General features: G+C 40.7%; 11 protein-coding genes and 1 pseudogene. 7 read left to right on the top strand and 5 right to left on the bottom strand.

What is annotated here, in order from left to right; translation table 11 throughout:
* Positions 1 to 263 precede the first annotated feature (263 nt).
* From tkt to AC0QT4_RS00310, 5 genes are all read left to right on the top strand, one after another.
* On the top strand, positions 264 to 2,273 hold the full coding sequence (tkt, locus tag AC0QT4_RS00330; RefSeq protein ID WP_473199740.1) for a transketolase: 2,010 nt from the start codon (positions 264 to 266) through the stop codon (positions 2,271 to 2,273).
* Positions 2,274 to 2,440: 167 nt separating this feature from the next.
* On the top strand, positions 2,441 to 3,448 hold the full coding sequence (gene gap / locus AC0QT4_RS00325) for a type I glyceraldehyde-3-phosphate dehydrogenase (RefSeq protein ID WP_473199739.1): 1,008 nt from the start codon (positions 2,441 to 2,443) through the stop codon (positions 3,446 to 3,448).
* A 508-nt stretch (positions 3,449 to 3,956) separates the two neighbouring features.
* Positions 3,957 to 5,150, top strand: coding sequence for a phosphoglycerate kinase (locus tag AC0QT4_RS00320; RefSeq protein WP_473200008.1), 1,194 nt, complete (start codon positions 3,957 to 3,959; stop codon positions 5,148 to 5,150).
* Between the two features lie 100 nt (positions 5,151 to 5,250).
* Positions 5,251 to 6,282, top strand: a complete 1,032-nt coding sequence (locus AC0QT4_RS00315; RefSeq protein WP_473199738.1) for a class I fructose-bisphosphate aldolase — start codon at positions 5,251 to 5,253, stop codon at positions 6,280 to 6,282.
* Between the two features lie 587 nt (positions 6,283 to 6,869).
* Positions 6,870 to 7,409, top strand: coding sequence for a hypothetical protein (locus AC0QT4_RS00310; RefSeq protein WP_473199737.1), 540 nt, complete (start codon positions 6,870 to 6,872; stop codon positions 7,407 to 7,409).
* Positions 7,410 to 8,149: 740 nt separating this feature from the next.
* Here the strand turns inward: AC0QT4_RS00310 and AC0QT4_RS00305 are convergent.
* Together AC0QT4_RS00305 and rpmE are read right to left on the bottom strand one after the other, a co-directional pair.
* Positions 8,150 to 8,509 (bottom strand): annotated as a pseudogene (locus AC0QT4_RS00305) (Arm DNA-binding domain-containing protein); the annotation flags it as partial.
* 695 nt (positions 8,510 to 9,204) lie between these two features.
* Positions 9,205 to 9,426, bottom strand: a complete 222-nt coding sequence (gene rpmE, locus AC0QT4_RS00300) for a 50S ribosomal protein L31 (protein WP_473199736.1) — start codon at positions 9,424 to 9,426, stop codon at positions 9,205 to 9,207.
* A 187-nt stretch (positions 9,427 to 9,613) separates the two neighbouring features.
* Here rpmE and AC0QT4_RS00295 point away from each other — a divergent pair, with 187 nt between their 5' ends.
* Together AC0QT4_RS00295 and AC0QT4_RS00290 are read left to right on the top strand one after the other, a co-directional pair.
* Positions 9,614 to 11,404 (top strand): ABC transporter transmembrane domain-containing protein, encoded by a 1,791-nt coding sequence (locus AC0QT4_RS00295; protein ID WP_473199735.1) that lies wholly within the window; start codon positions 9,614 to 9,616, stop codon positions 11,402 to 11,404.
* 356 nt (positions 11,405 to 11,760) lie between these two features.
* Positions 11,761 to 13,173 carry a hypothetical protein gene (locus AC0QT4_RS00290; RefSeq protein ID WP_473199734.1) on the top strand — a complete coding sequence of 471 codons (1,413 nt, stop codon included), beginning with the start codon at positions 11,761 to 11,763 and terminating at the stop codon, positions 13,171 to 13,173.
* Positions 13,174 to 13,655: 482 nt separating this feature from the next.
* Here the strand turns inward: AC0QT4_RS00290 and AC0QT4_RS00285 are convergent, their stop codons facing one another.
* The 3 genes from AC0QT4_RS00285 to AC0QT4_RS00275 all read right to left on the bottom strand — a co-directional run bounded on the left by AC0QT4_RS00285 (position 13,656) and on the right by AC0QT4_RS00275 (position 16,498).
* Positions 13,656 to 14,447, bottom strand: coding sequence for an inositol monophosphatase family protein (locus AC0QT4_RS00285; protein WP_473199733.1), 792 nt, complete (start codon positions 14,445 to 14,447; stop codon positions 13,656 to 13,658).
* Positions 14,448 to 14,465: 18 nt separating this feature from the next.
* Positions 14,466 to 15,035 (bottom strand): elongation factor P, encoded by a 570-nt coding sequence (efp, locus tag AC0QT4_RS00280; RefSeq protein ID WP_241437666.1) that lies wholly within the window; start codon positions 15,033 to 15,035, stop codon positions 14,466 to 14,468.
* A 404-nt stretch (positions 15,036 to 15,439) separates the two neighbouring features.
* Positions 15,440 to 16,498 carry a tetratricopeptide repeat protein gene (locus AC0QT4_RS00275; protein WP_473200007.1) on the bottom strand — a complete coding sequence of 353 codons (1,059 nt, stop codon included), beginning with the start codon at positions 16,496 to 16,498 and terminating at the stop codon, positions 15,440 to 15,442.
* Between the last annotated feature and the right edge of the window lie 429 nt (positions 16,499 to 16,927).

Genomic DNA, 16,927 nt, shown 5'->3' with positions numbered 1-16,927 from the left:
TTCTCTTGCGTGAATTTCATTTTTAAATATGTAGGACATTTTAGCAAGCAAAGCAGGGAAGTTCTGTTAATTAAAAGCTGGATTTTTTGAGAGTATTGGCATAAATGATATGGGTATCAAGAGGCGTGAGAGAAATGTTATGCGTGTCACTGAAGTGATAAAGAAATCTCAAGCTGGTGATGAGAAGAAAGAGTTTTTCTCAAAAATTTAAGAGAATTAAAAGAGCAAAAATATAACCTATTTAAGGAAATGGTCTATTATTCATGACAAATACCGCACAACAAAATCAGATGGCCAATGCTATCCGTTTTCTTGCAATTGACGCGATTGAAAAAGCAAATTCTGGTCATCCTGGTTTGCCAATGGGGGCGGCTGATATTGCTACCGTTCTTTATACCAAGTTCTTTGCTCATGATCCTAAAAACCCTCATTGGCCAAACCGTGATCGTTTCGTGTTGTCTGCTGGCCATGGCTCTATGTTACTTTATGCTTTGCTGTATCTTTCTGGTTATGAAGATATCTGCCTTGAAGATCTGAAAAACTTTCGCCAACTAGGGTCAAAGCTTGCTGGGCATCCAGAATATGGGCATGCGGCTGGAGTTGAAACAACGACGGGGCCTCTTGGACAGGGATTGGCAAATGCCGTGGGAATGGCACTTGGTGAGCGTTTGCAAAATGCACGTTTTGGCGATCTTATCAACCATTATACTTATGCGTTGGTTGGTGATGGGTGCCTCATGGAAGGGATTTCTCAAGAAGCACTTTCCCTTGCCGGCCATTTAAAACTTAATAAGCTTATCGTGTTGTGGGACGATAATAATATTTCCATCGATGGAGCAATTTCTCTTGCTGAGAGTACAGATCAGATGGCACGTTTTAAAGCTTCTGGGTGGAATGTACACAAAGTTGATGGACATGATCAAGCAGCAATTGCGCGGGCTCTTGAAGCCGCACGCGATTCTGATAAACCAACCTTAATTGCTTGTAAAACAACCATTGGTTTTGGAGCACCAACTAAAGCAGGGACCAGTAAAGTTCATGGTTCTCCGTTGGGGGCACGAGAAATTGCTGAAACCCGTATCGCTTTGGGATGGGAGGCAGAGCCTTTCGTTATTCCAGCCGATATTCTCGATAATTGGCGCTTGGCTGGTCTTAATGCTGCTAAAAGGCGGCAAAGGTGGGAAGAAAAATTTGCCGATCTTCCTGTCGAAGAACGGCTCGAATTTGAAAGGTTGATGCGGGGCGATCTGTTAAGCGGATTCGATGGGGCTATTGATGCTTATAAACAGCAACTCGTTGAAGAGCGTCCTGTTGTTGCTACCCGTAAAGCTTCAGAGATGGCTCTTGAAGTTATTAATGAGGTTGTTACTGAGACTATTGGTGGTTCGGCTGATTTAACAGGGTCCAATAATACAAAGACAAGTCAGATGGAAAGCATTTCTGCTGAAGATTTTTCAGGGCGTTATCTCCATTATGGAATTCGTGAACATGCCATGGGTGCTGTGATGAATGGTCTTGCTCTTCATGGGGGCTTTATTCCTTATGGTGGAACCTTTTTATGCTTTTCTGATTATATGCGCCCTGCTATGCGACTCTCATCTTTGATGGGATTGCGGGTCATTTATGTCATGACCCATGATTCCATTGGTCTTGGTGAGGATGGTCCAACCCATCAACCCGTGGAGCATTTGGCTTCCTTGCGGGCAATGCCTAATCATCTTGTTTTCCGCCCTGCTGATGCTATGGAAACAGTGGAATGCTGGCAATTGGCTTTGAAAGCACGAAAAACACCTTCTACTTTGGCTTTGAGCCGACAAAATTTACCCCTCTTGCGTCAAGAGTATGAAGAAGAAAATCTTTGTATGCTTGGTGCTTATGAATTGTTGACTGCAAGTGATGATGCGAAAGTAACATTGTTTGCTTCCGGATCAGAATTACAAATTGCTGTAAAAGCCCATGCTCTCTTAGAAGAAAAAGGAATCCCAACGCGTGTTGTTTCCGTGCCTTGTTTTGAACTCTTTGCTCAGCAATCTCTCTCCTATCAGAATGCTCTTATTGGAGAGGCACCAGTTAAAATTGCCATTGAAGCTGCTGTTCGCCAAGGATGGGACCGTTTTATTGGATGTGATGGGGTGTTTATCGGTATGGAGGGCTTTGGCGCAAGCGGAACAATTGATGCGCTTTATGCACATTTCAATATCACTTGTGAGAATGTGGTTGCTACTGTTGAAAAAGAGCTTGAAAAGATCGATAAGGAAAATGTGAAAGGATGATTCACAGGGCAATGGATGGGGTTGATGAGAGTGAGTGCAAAATATTACACTCATTGTTGTGGATTTTGTGATTGATCAAGATGTTGAAGGTGTGGCTGCTCATCATTTGGGATTATTGGAAAGAATGCCCATTTGTTGCACTAAAAGATCGATAAGGAAAATGTGGAATGACTGTTCGTGTAGCAATTAATGGGTTTGGTCGTATTGGGCGTAATATCTTGCGTGCCATTGTGGAAAGTGGCCGAAAAGATATTGAAGTTGTGGCTATTAATGATTTGGGATCGGTGGAAACCAATGCCCATTTGTTGCGCTATGATTCAGTGCATGGACGTTTCCCTGGTTGCGTTAAGGTTGTTGGTGATGCTCTTGATGTTGAAGGTCGTGTGATAAAGGTGTTGGCAGAGCGTGATCCAGCACAATTGCCTTGGAAAGCTCTGGGGATCGATATCGCTTTGGAATGTACAGGGCTTTTTACCGCACGTGACAAAGCAAGTGCGCACTTAGAAGCTGGGGCAAAGCGTGTTCTTGTTTCTGCTCCTTCTGAAGGAGCAGATCTTACCGTGGTCTATGGCGTTAATCACCAGTCTTTGAAGAAAGAGCACCTCGTTGTTTCCAATGCTTCTTGTACAACCAATTGCTTGGCGCCTGTTGCGCAAGTTTTGCACAACACGGTGGGGATTGAAAAGGGCTTTATGACGACAATTCATTCTTATACAGGTGATCAACCTGTGTTGGATACAATGCATCGTGATCTTTATCGTGCCCGTGCGGCAGCTCTTTCGATGATCCCTACCTCAACAGGGGCTGCCAAAGCTGTGGGGCTGGTTTTACCAGAATTAAAAGGGTTGCTTGATGGGGTGTCAATTCGTGTGCCAACCCCTAATGTTTCCGTGGTTGATTTGACATTTACCGCTAAGCGTTCCACAACCGTTGAAGAAATTAATACGGCTATTGCCATTGCTGCACAAGGTTCCCTCAAGGGAATTTTAGACACGACAGAGGAAAAGCTTGTCAGCTGTGATTTTAATCATAATCCACATTCAGCTATTTTCCACAATGATCAAACGAAGGTGATTGATGGTCAGCTTTGTCGTGTGCTGGTTTGGTACGATAACGAATGGGGGTTTTCAAACCGCATGAGTGATACAGCCGTCGCTTTTGCTAAAACAATATAAGAGGATCTTTAGATCCTCTTTTTTTATAAAAGGAAAATTTTATAAGAGTCTTGAAGTATAGTCTTTTTGAAAAAACAGGAGAGATTATCCCTCGTTAAAGATTATTCTTTGTGCGTTAAAAAAATGTTGTCTGAGGTGATGAGGGTGGTATCTTTTCACGCGATGGGTAATTTTTTAAACTGCATGAAAGAGCAGGGGTTGCAAGAGTTAAGACTTGAATGCGGTAGAGCTTGAGAAAATAAAAGATGCTAATCCCTTTGTATAAAATAAAGTGGATGAAGAGAAAGTTAAGCCGGTGCGTTTTTGGTTGAAACAACGATAAGTGGAGAGGAAGCAGTGATGGATTTTCGTGCACTTGATGAGGATGATGTTGTGGGAAAACGTGTTCTTGTGCGGGGCATGGGATGTCTTTAGTTTTCTTTGATTGGAGATGAAAAAAATTGAATGGAGAGAAAGTTAAAGAGATGCGTTTTTGGTTGAAACAACGATAAGTGAAGAGGAAGCTGTGATGGATTTTCGTACACTTGATGATGTTGATGTCGCTGGGAAACGCGTTCTTGTGCGGGTCGATTTTAACGTACCTATGGCTAAGGGGAAGGTTTGTGATCAGACACGTCTCAAACGACATAAAGAGACACTGGTTGAATTGCAAAGACGTGGTGCTAAGATTATTCTTCTTTCCCATTGTGGGCGCCCCAAGGGAAAGGTGGAACCAGAATTCTCTCTATACCCTGTTGTCGAAGCGCTGGAGAAAATAATTGGTCAGCCGGTCGCTTTTGCTTCAGATTGTCTTGGTCCATCAGCGCAGATGGCAATTGAGTCCTTGCAAGATGGTGGGATTTTGCTCCTTGAAAATGTACGCTTTTATTCAGGAGAAGAAAAAAACGATTGTTCGTTCGCTGAAGCTTTAGCACAGCATGGTGATCTCTATGTGAATGATGCTTTTTCAGTCTCTCATCGTGCCCATGCTTCGGTGGAGGGAATAACGCATTTATTACCTTCCTATGCAGGACGTTCTTTGCAAAGTGAATTGCAGGCTTTAGAAAAAGGCCTTGGTCATCCAGCCCGTCCAGTGGTTGCACTTGTTGGAGGCGCAAAGGTTTCTAGTAAGCTTTTTGTCCTTAATCATTTGGTGGAAAAGGTCAATCATTTGGTGATTGGTGGTGGTATGGCCAACAGTTTTTTAGCAGCACAAGGCGTGCATGTTGGAAAATCACTGTGTGAACATGCCCTCATGGAAACGGTTAAAAAAATTGTTGAAAAAGCACAACAATGCCAATGCACAATTCTACTTCCCGTGGATGCAATCGTTGGATTTCGCTTTGAAAAAAATGCGCCACATCGTCTTTATGATCTTAGTGATATCCCTGAGGAGGGCATGATTCTCGATATTGGGACACGTTCCATTGCGCATATCAATGCTGTGATTGATGAAGCGGCTACCTTGGTGTGGAATGGACCGCTTGGGGTTTTTGAAATGCCCCCCTTTGATCAAGGCACGATTGCCGTTGCACGTCATGCAGCACAACGGAGTGTGGCAGGGAAATTGGTTTCCATTGCTGGAGGAGGAGATACGGTTTTTGCACTCAATCATGCTGGTGTTGCGGATGATTTTACTTATCTTTCGACAGCTGGAGGTGCTTTTTTAGAGTGGATGGAAGGGAAAATCCTTCCTGGTATCCTTGCCCTTATGCAGGCTTAAAGGGGTTGTGTGAACGAAAAATTTAAATTGTATATCGGTTAGGAGCAGTGGTCATGCTGCTCAGTTTTGAAAATGAAGAGAGAAGAATGAGGAATGTTTTATGAAGGAACGTCTTGAAGATATCGCACTTGCTCTGGTGAGTACGGGTAAGGGGATTTTGGCTGCCGATGAAAGTACGGCAACAATTGGAAAGCGTTTTGCAAGCATTGGTGTTGAATCCAATGAGGATAATCGTCGTGCTTATCGTGAGATGCTTTTTAGCGCAAAAGAAGCCATGGAAAGCGCGATCTCTGGTGTTATCTTATTTGATGAAACCATTCGTCAAAAAGCATCGTCTGGGCAAATGTTGACAGATCTTATTTGTGAGGCAGGTGCTCTACCCGGTATTAAGGTTGATAGTGGGGCGAAACCCTTGGCAGCTTTTCCTCACGAAACAATTACAGAAGGATTGGATGGTCTGCGTGAGCGTTTAAAAGACTATTATGCCTTAGGAGCACGTTTTGCTAAATGGCGGGCGGTCATTGCAATTGATGCACATACACTGCCAACAAGAGGGGCAATAAGGCAAAATGCACAAGCTCTCGCGCGCTATGCTGCTTTGTGTCAGGAAGCCGGACTTGTGCCGATCGTTGAACCGGAAGTACTGATGGATGGGGTCTCATGTCAGCATTCTATTGCGCGCTGCTTTGAGGTAACACATGCTGTCTTACAGGCGGTGTTTAAAGAATTGTTTGAGGCACGGGTTGTCTTGGAGGGTATGATTTTAAAACCCAATATGGTGATTGATGGAAAAGAGGCACGCCATGCTTCTATTGAAGAAGTAGCGGAAAAAACGGTGCAGGTTCTTAAACAAACTGTTCCTGCTGCTGTTCCAGGAATTGCTTTTCTCTCTGGAGGGCAGTCTGATCAGGAAGCAACGGCGCATTTGTCGGCTATGAATGCTTTGGGTGTGTTGCCTTGGAAATTGACCTTTTCTTATGGACGGGCTTTGCAAGCTGCTGCCCTAAAGGCATGGGGTGGAAAAGTTGAAAATCTTGCTGCTGCACAAAAAGCCTTTTATCACCGGGCGCGAATGAACCATTTGGCTGCTTTAGGGCAATGGACAAAAGAGCATGAGCACTCTTGTGCTTGAAGAATAAGTTCTGTGCTTGAATGCGGGGGGACTTTGTATATTTGGGCGTGATTTATGAGACCCTCATCATGATAAAAATGATGGGGGACGTGTTGATTTTGAAAGTTTTCTCAGAGAATTTTTCTAGGCATTTTTAATGTCGTTATGGGGGCTGTCGAGAGATATGATTGGGGAAGGGAAGAGTTTTCTTTAAAGTCAATTTATCAATGAGCAGCATCATGGCAATGTATTGATTTATAATGATATATCGTTATTCCTATTGAATTAGAATCCTGAAGACCCTAAGATTCTCTCATTTCAATCCTATTTATGATGAATCAAAGCAAATTCTTCCCTTGTCCGTTACAAGTGGGGTTTCCGTGTGGATAAAAAACTCTAAAGAAAAGAGTAAAAATGCTTCTTATGAAACGTCTGAATAGCGAGAGCTGTTGCCATCGGTGGGGGATTGTTCCGTGAGGCGCGTTATTGCTTTTTAAGGGGAGATCTAGAAGTTATTATCATCTTGAAAAATTTGCTCTTATGGTCTTTTTCTTCTTTATGCTACCATTGCTGATCATCAGAACGAGTCATTCGATTACAGTTTTTTAGTGAAAATTTATAAAGTTTTCTTGCCTTTTGTGGTGCTATCATTATCAATAACTCATTTTATAGGATTGTATCTTGAAAATGGGGGGGCTGTGAACGGTATATCTGCTGAGAAGATAAACAGCGAAGAAAAAAATCCAGACGCAAAACAGAGCCTTTTTTTAAAAATAATGCGAAAAACGCTCAAGATAATGCGTATAATATTAGTGTGGATATTTAAAATAATACGGAGAATATTAGCTTTTCTCTTAAGACAACTGCTTTTTATCATTTTTTTTATCATGTTATTATTTCGTGGACCAATTCATGCTGCACTAAATTTCTTTGCGGGTGGTTTTTTTTTGACGTGCTTATTTTTTATTTTTGGATATTACTTAGAACGCCGTGACGCAACAGCAGATCATGCCGGTATATCGCTTACATTAATAACAGCGATTGGCGAAGGCGTTATGTCTGTTTTCTGCATGTATGCGAGTTGGGGGTATGACGCTCTCTTACTCCGTTTAGTACCGCCTGGATATGAGCTTAAACTCTTTGACTAAATTGAGGAGCTTACTTTCGTTTGCACGTGGCTTTATTAAAAATGAGAGGCTTTTTACTTTTCAAAAGTTTATGAATGTTCACTAAAGTGATGCTCTCAGATCGATGCTTCATGAAGTGATTAATAGGCTATGGCTTTGAAGATTAAGGAACCCCTTACAGTGCGGTAACATCCTTGCTTCAGAAGAAAACGGCTTATCCCCTTTTTATGGGGTTGCGAAATCATGCTATAAAGGGGGCTTCTCATGGTGCTCAAGGGCTCTTTGAGAATGCGTTATAGAGAAAAAATATCTGATTTTTCTCTATAGGGAATAAAGTTTCATTCTATCGCGTAATGATATGCAATAGAAACAATTATAATGATAGGATTAAAGATAAAGGGCAAAGCCTTTTACAAGGCTGAGATGATAAAAGGAGTTTAAATCCTCTCTGTTTAAAAACTACAATGGAGGGGGCTCTTGATGTCGCTCTATCACTCAATGGTTTTGAATGACCGGTCCCTTTAATTTTATCCGTTAAAAGCTGATCTTGAAGGCTGTTGATTAATGAGTGTAAAGGGAAATTTGTACAGAATGTATGATCATTGTTTGCGGATGTTTTTAGCTGGTTCATTATAAAATTATGTCGTTCGTAAGGTACACAAAAGCTGTAAGAAGCTAAAAGATATTAAAGGATTTTTGTTTTTTCATTATACTATGGGGTATTATAGGAGGGGGATGTCACATGTTTCTAAAAAGTTTCGGTTACCATTTTTACCATCTCCTTTTAGTTCAGATTTACGAATTTCAAAAGTATCTAAAGCGATATCTTTTAGATAATGGAGATTACGCATTGCCTCACACTTTTGTTTGTCACGTTCTTTAATAGAGTCACGACCCTCATGCAAAACAGAATACCCTTGTGTTGCACATTCATGGGCTTTTTAAAGAGATATCTCTTAAAGCCGCCAAACCCATTTCACGACAGCGCCCGTGAACGGTATAGCGTAAAAGCCATAGAGCACCACCATCTTTACACTTGTAAAGGTACAAGCCGAGCCCCATCATATTCTTTACTAGCCCCCAATGTTGCGACAGCCTTTGCGACGATTCATAAGAGGCATTTTTACTTCTTTCTTTAGAGTTTTTTACCCACACGATACCCCGCTTATGGTGTGCAAGTAAGTGACTTTAATTGATATAAAATGAAATGATTTGAGATGAGAGAATCTTACAATATTCGGGGGTCTCGTTCAACAGGTAAAATGATGAATTATCGTTATAAATTAATATCTTGTACCCATTTAAAAGGGCATGAAAAGTTCTTATGGCTATCAAGAGAAAAGGTGATTGATATCATTGCTTTTCCCCTTTGGAAGATTGTATAAAACAATCTTTCTTTTTTAACATTCTTTTCATGGTTAAAAATGGACTGGCTTCTTGCTATGAGCAATTGTTCTCTGCGCGTTTTGGGGTCTTTTAATGAAAAGAAAATATTTACAGGGTCAATACCAATATATGCTAAGAAACCTAAACGATTTTTGGCTGGAGAGAGCCACCCACCGCGATCTCTGAGGGGTTGAGATCTTTTTGTGGGTGCATTGTTCTCTCATATTTTGAGGGGGCTTTTTGCTTTTCGCATCGTTGCGGTTTATACTACTCTCATTAGCTTTTTGTCTCTTGAGAGAGCTTTTAATAAACTGTTAACTGTAAAAGTTCTAGAAATACATTCTTCTCGAAGTTTATAACAGACTTAACCCTTTAAAGAACCAAGCACCCTAAGAAAGTTTTTGAATCGTTCACAATCAAACGAAGGCTTTTATAAGCCAAGACTGCCGAAACGATTTTTGAATTTAGAGACACGACCACCGCGGTCTACGAGGGTTTGAGATCCACCTGTCCAAGCGGGATGGGTTCTTGGATCAATATCGAGATTAAGGACATCACCTTCTTTTCCCCAAGTGGAGCGTGTCGTATATTGGGTGCCATCCGTCATAACAACGGTAATCCTGTGATAGTCTGGATGAATGTTCGTTTTCATGGGGCAAACCTTTTACGTTTATAAAATGAAATGGCACTTTTTCACTTTTTAAGTGCGTTTCTATTTTCTTTTTGATAAGTTGATTAAGTACTTCTCCTATAACTGAGCACGCATCAAAAAACAAGTGTTCAAGATACATCCATTGCATCAAGTGTTATAGATAACGTTATTAAGTGAGCGAAATCCTATGAATTTTTTCAATCATTCAGAAAAATCTGTAAAACCCTCCACATCGAAGCCTTCATTGTCTTCGCTTGCAACGTTTAGTCCTTATTTTGTGCGCTATCGTTGGTTGTTTATCTTTGCTTTTCTTGCTTTGACGGTTGCTGCTCTTGTCACATTAGCCTTGCCTGTTTCTATCGGAAAAATGTTTGATCATGGTTTTTCTACTTCAAGCCATGGTCATATCAATTTTTATTTTTTTATTTTATTTGTCTTAGCTTTGATTCTGGCACTTGCTTCTGCTTGCCGCTATTATTGTGTCATCACCTTGGGAGAACGCATTGTTGCCGATTTACGGCGTGATGTTTTTGTCCATATTATGAAACTTTCCTCTGATTTTTTTGATCAATCTCATTCTGGTGAACTTGTTTCAAGGCTGCTTACCGATACAACGCAAATAAAATTAGCCGTTGGCTCAACTGCTTCTACCGCTTTACGCCATCTGATTGTGATAATCGGCGCAATCGTGATGATGGTGATCACCAATGCTAAATTATCGGCGCTGGTGCTGCTTGCTATTCCCTTTGTTGCTATTCCATTGGTTGTTTTTGGGCGCAAAGTTCGTACACGCACACGTGCGGCGCAAGATCGTGTCGCTGATGCTAATGCTTTGGCAACGGAACAGATCAGTGCTATTCGTACTGTACAGTCCTTTACTGCTGAGAAACTCGTTGCGACACGTTTTTCAAAGTTGATTGAACGTGCTTTTCAGACAGCACGGGCTTCTGTAATCTTGCGTTCCTTTTTTACTGGTTTTGCGATTTTTCTGGTTTTTAGCAGTGTGGTTGCTGTTTTATGGATTGGCTCACGAGATGTTTTGAATGGTGTCATGACGGCAGGAACTTTAGGTCAATTTGTTCTCTATGCCGTTTTTGGAGCGACTACTTTTGCACAATTATCGGAATTGGGCGCAGAACTCATACAAGCGGCAGGGGCTGCTGAACGGCTTGCTGAATTGTTAGCAGAACAGCCCACCATTGCAACGCCAAAAGTTCCGCTACCATTGGCACAGCCTGTGCAAGGAGCAGTTGTTTTTGATCAAGTGGATTTTAGTTATTTTTCTAGACCACAGGAAAAGATTTTGCGCTCTCTTTCCTTTTCTATCAAAGCGGGAGAAACGGTTGCTTTTGTTGGTGCTTCTGGGGCGGGTAAAAGCACACTTTTTTCTTTAATCCTTCGTTTTTATGATCCAATAAACGGAAAAATCCGCTTTGATGGTGTGGACATAAACCACCTTTCTCTTCAAGATTTACGAAGCTCAATTTCTTATGTTCCGCAGGAGGTTGCTATTTTTGACGGCACATTGCGCGATAATATTGCTTTTGGTACTGAAAATATCCATGAAGAGCAAATTATTGCTGCTGCTAAAGCTGCCAATGCACTCGAGTTTATTGAAGCGTTACAAAAAGGTTTTGATACCCAAGTGGGAGAGCGCGGTATTATGCTTTCTGGTGGGCAAAAACAACGTATTGGTATTGCTCGGGCGATTTTAAGAAACGCACCCCTGTTGCTGCTAGATGAAGCAACTTCAGCTTTAGATGCCAATAGTGAAAAATTGGTACAAGAAGCTTTAGAGGGATTGATGCAAAATCGTACAACCTTGGTCATTGCACACCGCTTAGCAACGATTTTGAAAGCAGATCGCATCTTGGTGATGGATAAGGGTGTGATCGTTGAAGAAGGGACACATACACAACTTGTTGCAAAAAATGGGGTCTATGCGCACCTAGCGAAACTGCAATTTGCACACGAATAAGCCCTCTCATTAAGATTAATCTTTTCATTGTGTTGCTAGCTCATTGCACGTCCTCTTTCAGTTTTTTGTGGGGTTGGTTTTTCTGTTGTAATGCATCTTTTGATGACAGAATACACCTTTGCTGGAGTTGAGAAGCTTAGGGCATCTTCTTGAAATATATTCAACTTATCCAGTGGTATTATTAAATACATTTTGTTTTACATCTACCAATATAAAAATCTATATTTTGTATAGCGAATTTATTATATGGAATATTTAGATTTTTGAAATTATGAATAATACATATTGATAAAATAGTAAGAAATCAATTAAACAACTCTACCAATGATTGACTTACGAAAAAGCAGGCAAAAACAATGAACGGTGCTATTATACTCATAGCGGGATTATTCATAGCGGGGTACATAATTTATCTCATTTGTAAGGGGATAGAAAAAAGTTCGGATTTAGGAGTTGGAGATACGATTTCATTTGCTATTATCATCGGTGTGCTTTGGTATTTTGAAGTCTCAATGGAGATTTTGTTAGGTGTAACGATTATAGCATTTTTTATAGAGAATTTACAGTTAGCATTCGCAAATTATCATAACAAGCAATTAAGTGAGCAATTTGAGAAATTCGAAAGACTCAAAAATTGCGAGTGTGAGATCTATAAAAATCTTATTAAGCAATGGGAAGAAAGGCTTTATGAAAAAGCCAAAAGGGTACCAAAGAAATGGATTAAACAATGGGATTGGGGCGTGAAACAGTGGGAAAGGGGTGTAGTTGAGATAAAAAAACCTGGGCATTTTTCTAAAGTGAGTGGTCATCAACATCCTTTGATACAGGATATCTGTGGGAAAGGATATGCAGATACATTTTTTCTTTATGAACAGGCGTTGAAAACAGAACTGACTGCTGAGCATATGGAAAGAATAAATGAATTAATGATGCGCCCAATTTTTAAGAAAACCTATTATAAAGTTGTGCGATTGATGAAAGAAAATGGGGTCATTGTTGAAAAATTTATAGATCCCCTTACAAAAAAAGAACGGCATAAGCCTACGATGTTGTTGTTGCACTGGTGGTTATATACAGTTGATGGTATGATTACAGCGTTGTACGAAAAGCAACAAAGAGAGAAGGCTTCAGAGCATTATGCTGATTTAGCTTCTCTGGAAATCTATTTTGAAGATATACCTAAAGATACAGAATATAAAGCGCTAAAAGAGATTATGGAAAGCTTTCGTTCTATGTATTCTATGCCGGATCAGTGCGAAAGACTGTGCATTTGTAAAATGGAACTTTTGTCATTATTGTACGATATTTCCAGTGATTATAAAGCGGCGAGAGAAACTTTTATTTATTATAAGAGGCTGATTGATGCGGTAAAAGAGGGTTATATCGCCTTTGATTGTGATTATCGTTATGGCACAGTTGAATACAAATTCAATGAGTATCAAGAGAAAGATAAAGAAGAGAAAAAAGGACTTTGCATTGATCAGGAGATTCCAACATTTGAAGAAGCTTATAAATTAGGCGTCAAAGAGTGGATGAAGGTGGTGAATAAGAAATGTGGTAATCGGTTAATTTTTTGGAAGATGCTTGTAGGAATGGGAAATTCAAAAGAAAAATTACACACTATTTTCGGTGATGAGAAGGTAAAGGCACTGGAAGAGGTTATCAAAAAAGAGCAAGAGCAGTTTGATGGAGCCATGAAAAAGGCAATTCTTGAAAATGAAAATTTTCATTATCACGAATCCCGAGAGTATTTGATAGGGTATCTTTGAATGATTATGCTGTGGGGAAGGGCTCTATAAGTTTTTTGGGGTGTTTGCGACGTGTTTTTATGAAAAATTGTGAGTAGCACTGAGAGGAAAATGTCAGTGAAGTTGTAAAATGTACGTAATGGAATTTTCTATTACAAGAGGGTGTTTTGTGGAGCATAAAGAGGATGCATAGAGGCAGAGTGCTTGGTTGCTTCAAACACAGTTTTATCTGATGGGGAGGAAATTCTTTTAAATCCTTTGTGTCAAACTGTTTGGACTGAAATGGAAAAAAGAATGTTATGGCTATGATGGGGAGGACTCCAATAGCTGAGAGAGAAATGCTTTTATGAAGGTGTTTTTTTCATTGAAGATGACTGCATTTATTGTTTGTGGTGATATTTTTACGCATGCTCGAAGAGTGAAAGCATAATAGGCTTATTCTTGCGGGTTTTGGTTGAGGGTGTTGTCCTCAAAGAGGGCTTTTAAGAATATTGTTTTGCGGTTTAAATGCCTTTTTTGAGTGTTTCTTCTAATTTGGTGCGAATGCGTTCATTGCCGGCGATGATATTTTTTTTGCGAAAGATAGCGTCGCCCCCTTCTTTGTCGGTGACAAAACCACCGGCTTCACGCACCATCAGTATTCCAGCAGCCATATCCCAAATTTGTAGATTGTCTTCCCAAAATCCATCGGTTCTTCCAGCAGCAACATACGCTAAATCAAGAGCTGCGGCTCCAAAACGACGAAGTCCCGCAACTTCTGCCATTACATTGCGCAATTCAATCAGATAGGCTCCGTGATCGGACCGGCCCAAATGGGGCATGCCTGTGGCAATAACGCAATCTTCTAATTTCTTGCGTGCCGAAACGCGACAGCGCCGGTCGTTAAAAAAAGCACCACTCCCGCGTTCAGCGGTGAAAAGCTCATCACTGACAGGATTGTAAATAACACCAGCAACGATTTTTCCTTGACTTTCTAAGGCAATGGAAACAGCAAAAAAAGGAATACCGTGGAGAAAATTTGTCGTGCCATCTAAGGGGTCAATAATGAAACGGTGTTGTGAATCTTCGCCAATGATTTCTTCAGATTCTTCCATCAGGAAGCCAAAGGTTGGCCGTGCTTTGCTCAATTCATTGAAAATAATTTTTTCAGCTTTACGATCGGCTTGGCTTACGTAATCTGCTGGTCCTTTCAAAGACACTTGTAAATTTTGTACTTCACCATAATCACGCACCAATGAGCGTCCAGCTTTCATTGCGGCTTGCACCATGACATTCATGACTGCAGAATGGGCCATCTTTTCTTCCTTTATTGCTTATTTTTCATTTGCACGACGCAAATAAATCAATTCATTGGTGTCAACAATGATACGTTCGCCGGCATTAATAAAAGGTGGCACAAGAATCCGCATGCCATTTTCAAGAACAGCAGGCTTATAAGAGGAGGTGACTGTTTGCCCTTTAATGGCTGGATCTGCTTCTGCTATTGTCACGGTGACTTGATCAGGAAGCGATATGCCAATAGGCTTTTCTTGATAAAGCTCAACGGTGACAGTCATGCCATCTTGTAGAAAAGCGGCACGCTCGCCAACAAAATCTTTTTGCAGTTCAAGTTGTTCGTAAGATTGGGAATCCATAAAAACCAAAGCATCCCCTTGTTCATAAAGGAAAGTAAAATCCTTTTGTTCAAGACGCACCCGTTCAACCGTTTCGGCGGCACGAAAGCGTTCATTGAGTTTTGTGCCATCGATCAAATTTTTCATTTCAACTTGATTAAATGCACCACCTTTTCCTGGTTTTACAGCATTGCATTTAACTGCAACCCATAAGCTTCCTTGATGCTCAATTACATTGCCAGGGCGAATTTCGTTGCCATTAATTTTCATTGTTTCTATCCAATTCTCTTGCTTAGAGCTCTCTTTTTGTCTTTAAACCAATGCTTCTTGTTGTTTTGACAGTGAGCTCTTTTGTCGTTTTTGTGATAAGATCCCCTTTTGTCCTTGCGGTAGGTTCTCTGAAAGTCTTTGTGGTACACTCTTTCATTGCTCTCGCGGTAGGCTTTTGCATGATCTTTATAGAAAGAAAAGCTGAGAGCGTACCAAAAAGACCTTTATGAATTCTTGCTTTCCAGCTCTTTGCAAGACCATAAAAAGTGCTCAGACGCAAGTCCTTTAAAAAATTGCACAAAATTTTTTGGGGATTTTGATACAAATTCTTAGAGATTTGAGGAAATTTTTGCCGCATTCTCTCTCTCTTTGAAGGAAAGAAGAGCATTGTTTTCAAGTGTTTTTTAAAAAATGGGTAGGAGCTTTATGGCTTCTTTGTGTGCTTTTTCCAATTGTGCATCGTTCATTCCTTCAAGCATTATTTCAAGATCAGGTGCTTGCATTTTCGCTTGTTTTGCAACCATATACCATGCCGCCGCCATTATCATATCGCCTTTTGTGCCCATCCCATCTCGGTAGAGTCTGGCAAGGGAAATTTGTGCTGATGGGACCATATTGTTGGCATTGCTTAGAAGTAATTGAAAAGCGCGTTGAAAGTCTGTTTCTCCTCCACGCCCTTCTATAAGCCATTTGGCTAACAGAAGCTGTGCTGGTGTGTGTTTGTTTTGAGCTGCTGTTTCCATGAGTTTTCGTGCATTACGGTCATCCCTTGGCCGTGTTAACGTTCCAGAGGCAAGAATTTTTGCTGCCGCAAAGGCAGCTTCAGCATCACCAAGGGCGGCACCTTTTAAAAACCATTTTAATGCTTGCTCATTTGCTTCATCTTCGCGGCTTTGTGAAGAGACACCTGCAAGAACCTGCTTTTCACGCGAGGCTTTGTAAAGAAGCAATTGCCCATAATAATAATAGGCTTCTTTTACACCGGCCTCTACAGCTTTTTTAATGAATTTTTCTCCAAGCTCTTGATTTTGTGTAGTGAAATTGCCATCAAATAACATAAGGCCGTAGCGTAATTGCGCTTGTGGTTCGCCTTGTTTTGCGGCACGTCCAAACCACAAAGCAGCACGCGCTCCATCAACAGGAATGGCACATCCTTCCATATAAATTCGGGCAAGAAGTGTTTGGGCAAAAGGATCATTTTTTTCTGCACGTCTTAATGCTTCACGAAAAGCTTTTAAATAATAGCCTTGAACGTAATAGTCGTAGGCTTGATCATATTGTCCTGCTTGTAAGGGCTGGAAAGCTTGGTCTTTGTTTGTCGCTTCTTGAATGGTATTGAAAGAACGTTCAAGCTCTGAGGATTCTTCAGCAATGACAGCGGAACTTTCAACAATGGTTGCAAAGCACATCACACTCAGAATGGACAGCGTAGCGCTTCTTTTTATTATGCCTTGCTTTATCATTAATGCTCTCTCCAGCAATAGAGAAAAGTTTTTACATTTTTTTTTCATCTTATCAAGTGTTGTCAAAGGATTCTTGTGGGTAAAGGGGATATCTGCAATGGCGATCAATAATGGCGATAAATTTATAGGTTGTTTAATCGTTGGTTGAAAGTTGTAAGTTTGCTTTGCGCTTAGTGAAATGGTTTTCTGCTTGGTAAAATCACTTCTTGCTTGAAAAATGCTGGGTTTTCCATTCTTTCTGCTCACCCTGTACGCATTGCGCGCGTGGAGGTGGTCTTTACCAGCATATATAGGTATTTTTGCCATAAATTCAAAATCTACTGAAAAGGATGGATGGTTGTAAAAAAGGACGGATGGTTTTAACCACTGAAAAAGATGAAAGGCTTTTTATCATTTTTCAAAAGAAGCTTTGTTTTTGTGGCCAATTTT

This window comes from Bartonella sp. EBT8 (genome assembly GCF_055796165.1).
Note: the sequence above shows the minus strand (reverse complement) of the source record. Positions and strands in the feature narration are given on the sequence as shown.

Excerpts from the sequence above, each read along its gene's own strand:
- gap (WP_473199739.1), top strand. The coding sequence starts at position 2,441 with ATGACTGTTCGTGTAGCAATTAATGGGTTTGGTCGTATTGGGCGTAAT.
- AC0QT4_RS00290 (WP_473199734.1), top strand. The coding sequence starts at position 11,761 with ATGAACGGTGCTATTATACTCATAGCGGGATTATTCATAGCGGGGTAC.
- AC0QT4_RS00285 (WP_473199733.1), bottom strand. The coding sequence starts at position 14,447 with ATGGCCCATTCTGCAGTCATGAATGTCATGGTGCAAGCCGCAATGAAA.
- rpmE (WP_473199736.1), bottom strand. The coding sequence starts at position 9,426 with ATGAAAACGAACATTCATCCAGACTATCACAGGATTACCGTTGTTATG.
- AC0QT4_RS00275 (WP_473200007.1), bottom strand. The coding sequence starts at position 16,498 with ATGATAAAGCAAGGCATAATAAAAAGAAGCGCTACGCTGTCCATTCTG.
- AC0QT4_RS00320 (WP_473200008.1), top strand. The coding sequence starts at position 3,957 with ATGGATTTTCGTACACTTGATGATGTTGATGTCGCTGGGAAACGCGTT.
- AC0QT4_RS00315 (WP_473199738.1), top strand. The coding sequence starts at position 5,251 with ATGAAGGAACGTCTTGAAGATATCGCACTTGCTCTGGTGAGTACGGGT.
- efp (WP_241437666.1), bottom strand. The coding sequence starts at position 15,035 with ATGAAAATTAATGGCAACGAAATTCGCCCTGGCAATGTAATTGAGCAT.
- tkt (WP_473199740.1), top strand. The coding sequence starts at position 264 with ATGACAAATACCGCACAACAAAATCAGATGGCCAATGCTATCCGTTTT.
- AC0QT4_RS00295 (WP_473199735.1), top strand. The coding sequence starts at position 9,614 with ATGAATTTTTTCAATCATTCAGAAAAATCTGTAAAACCCTCCACATCG.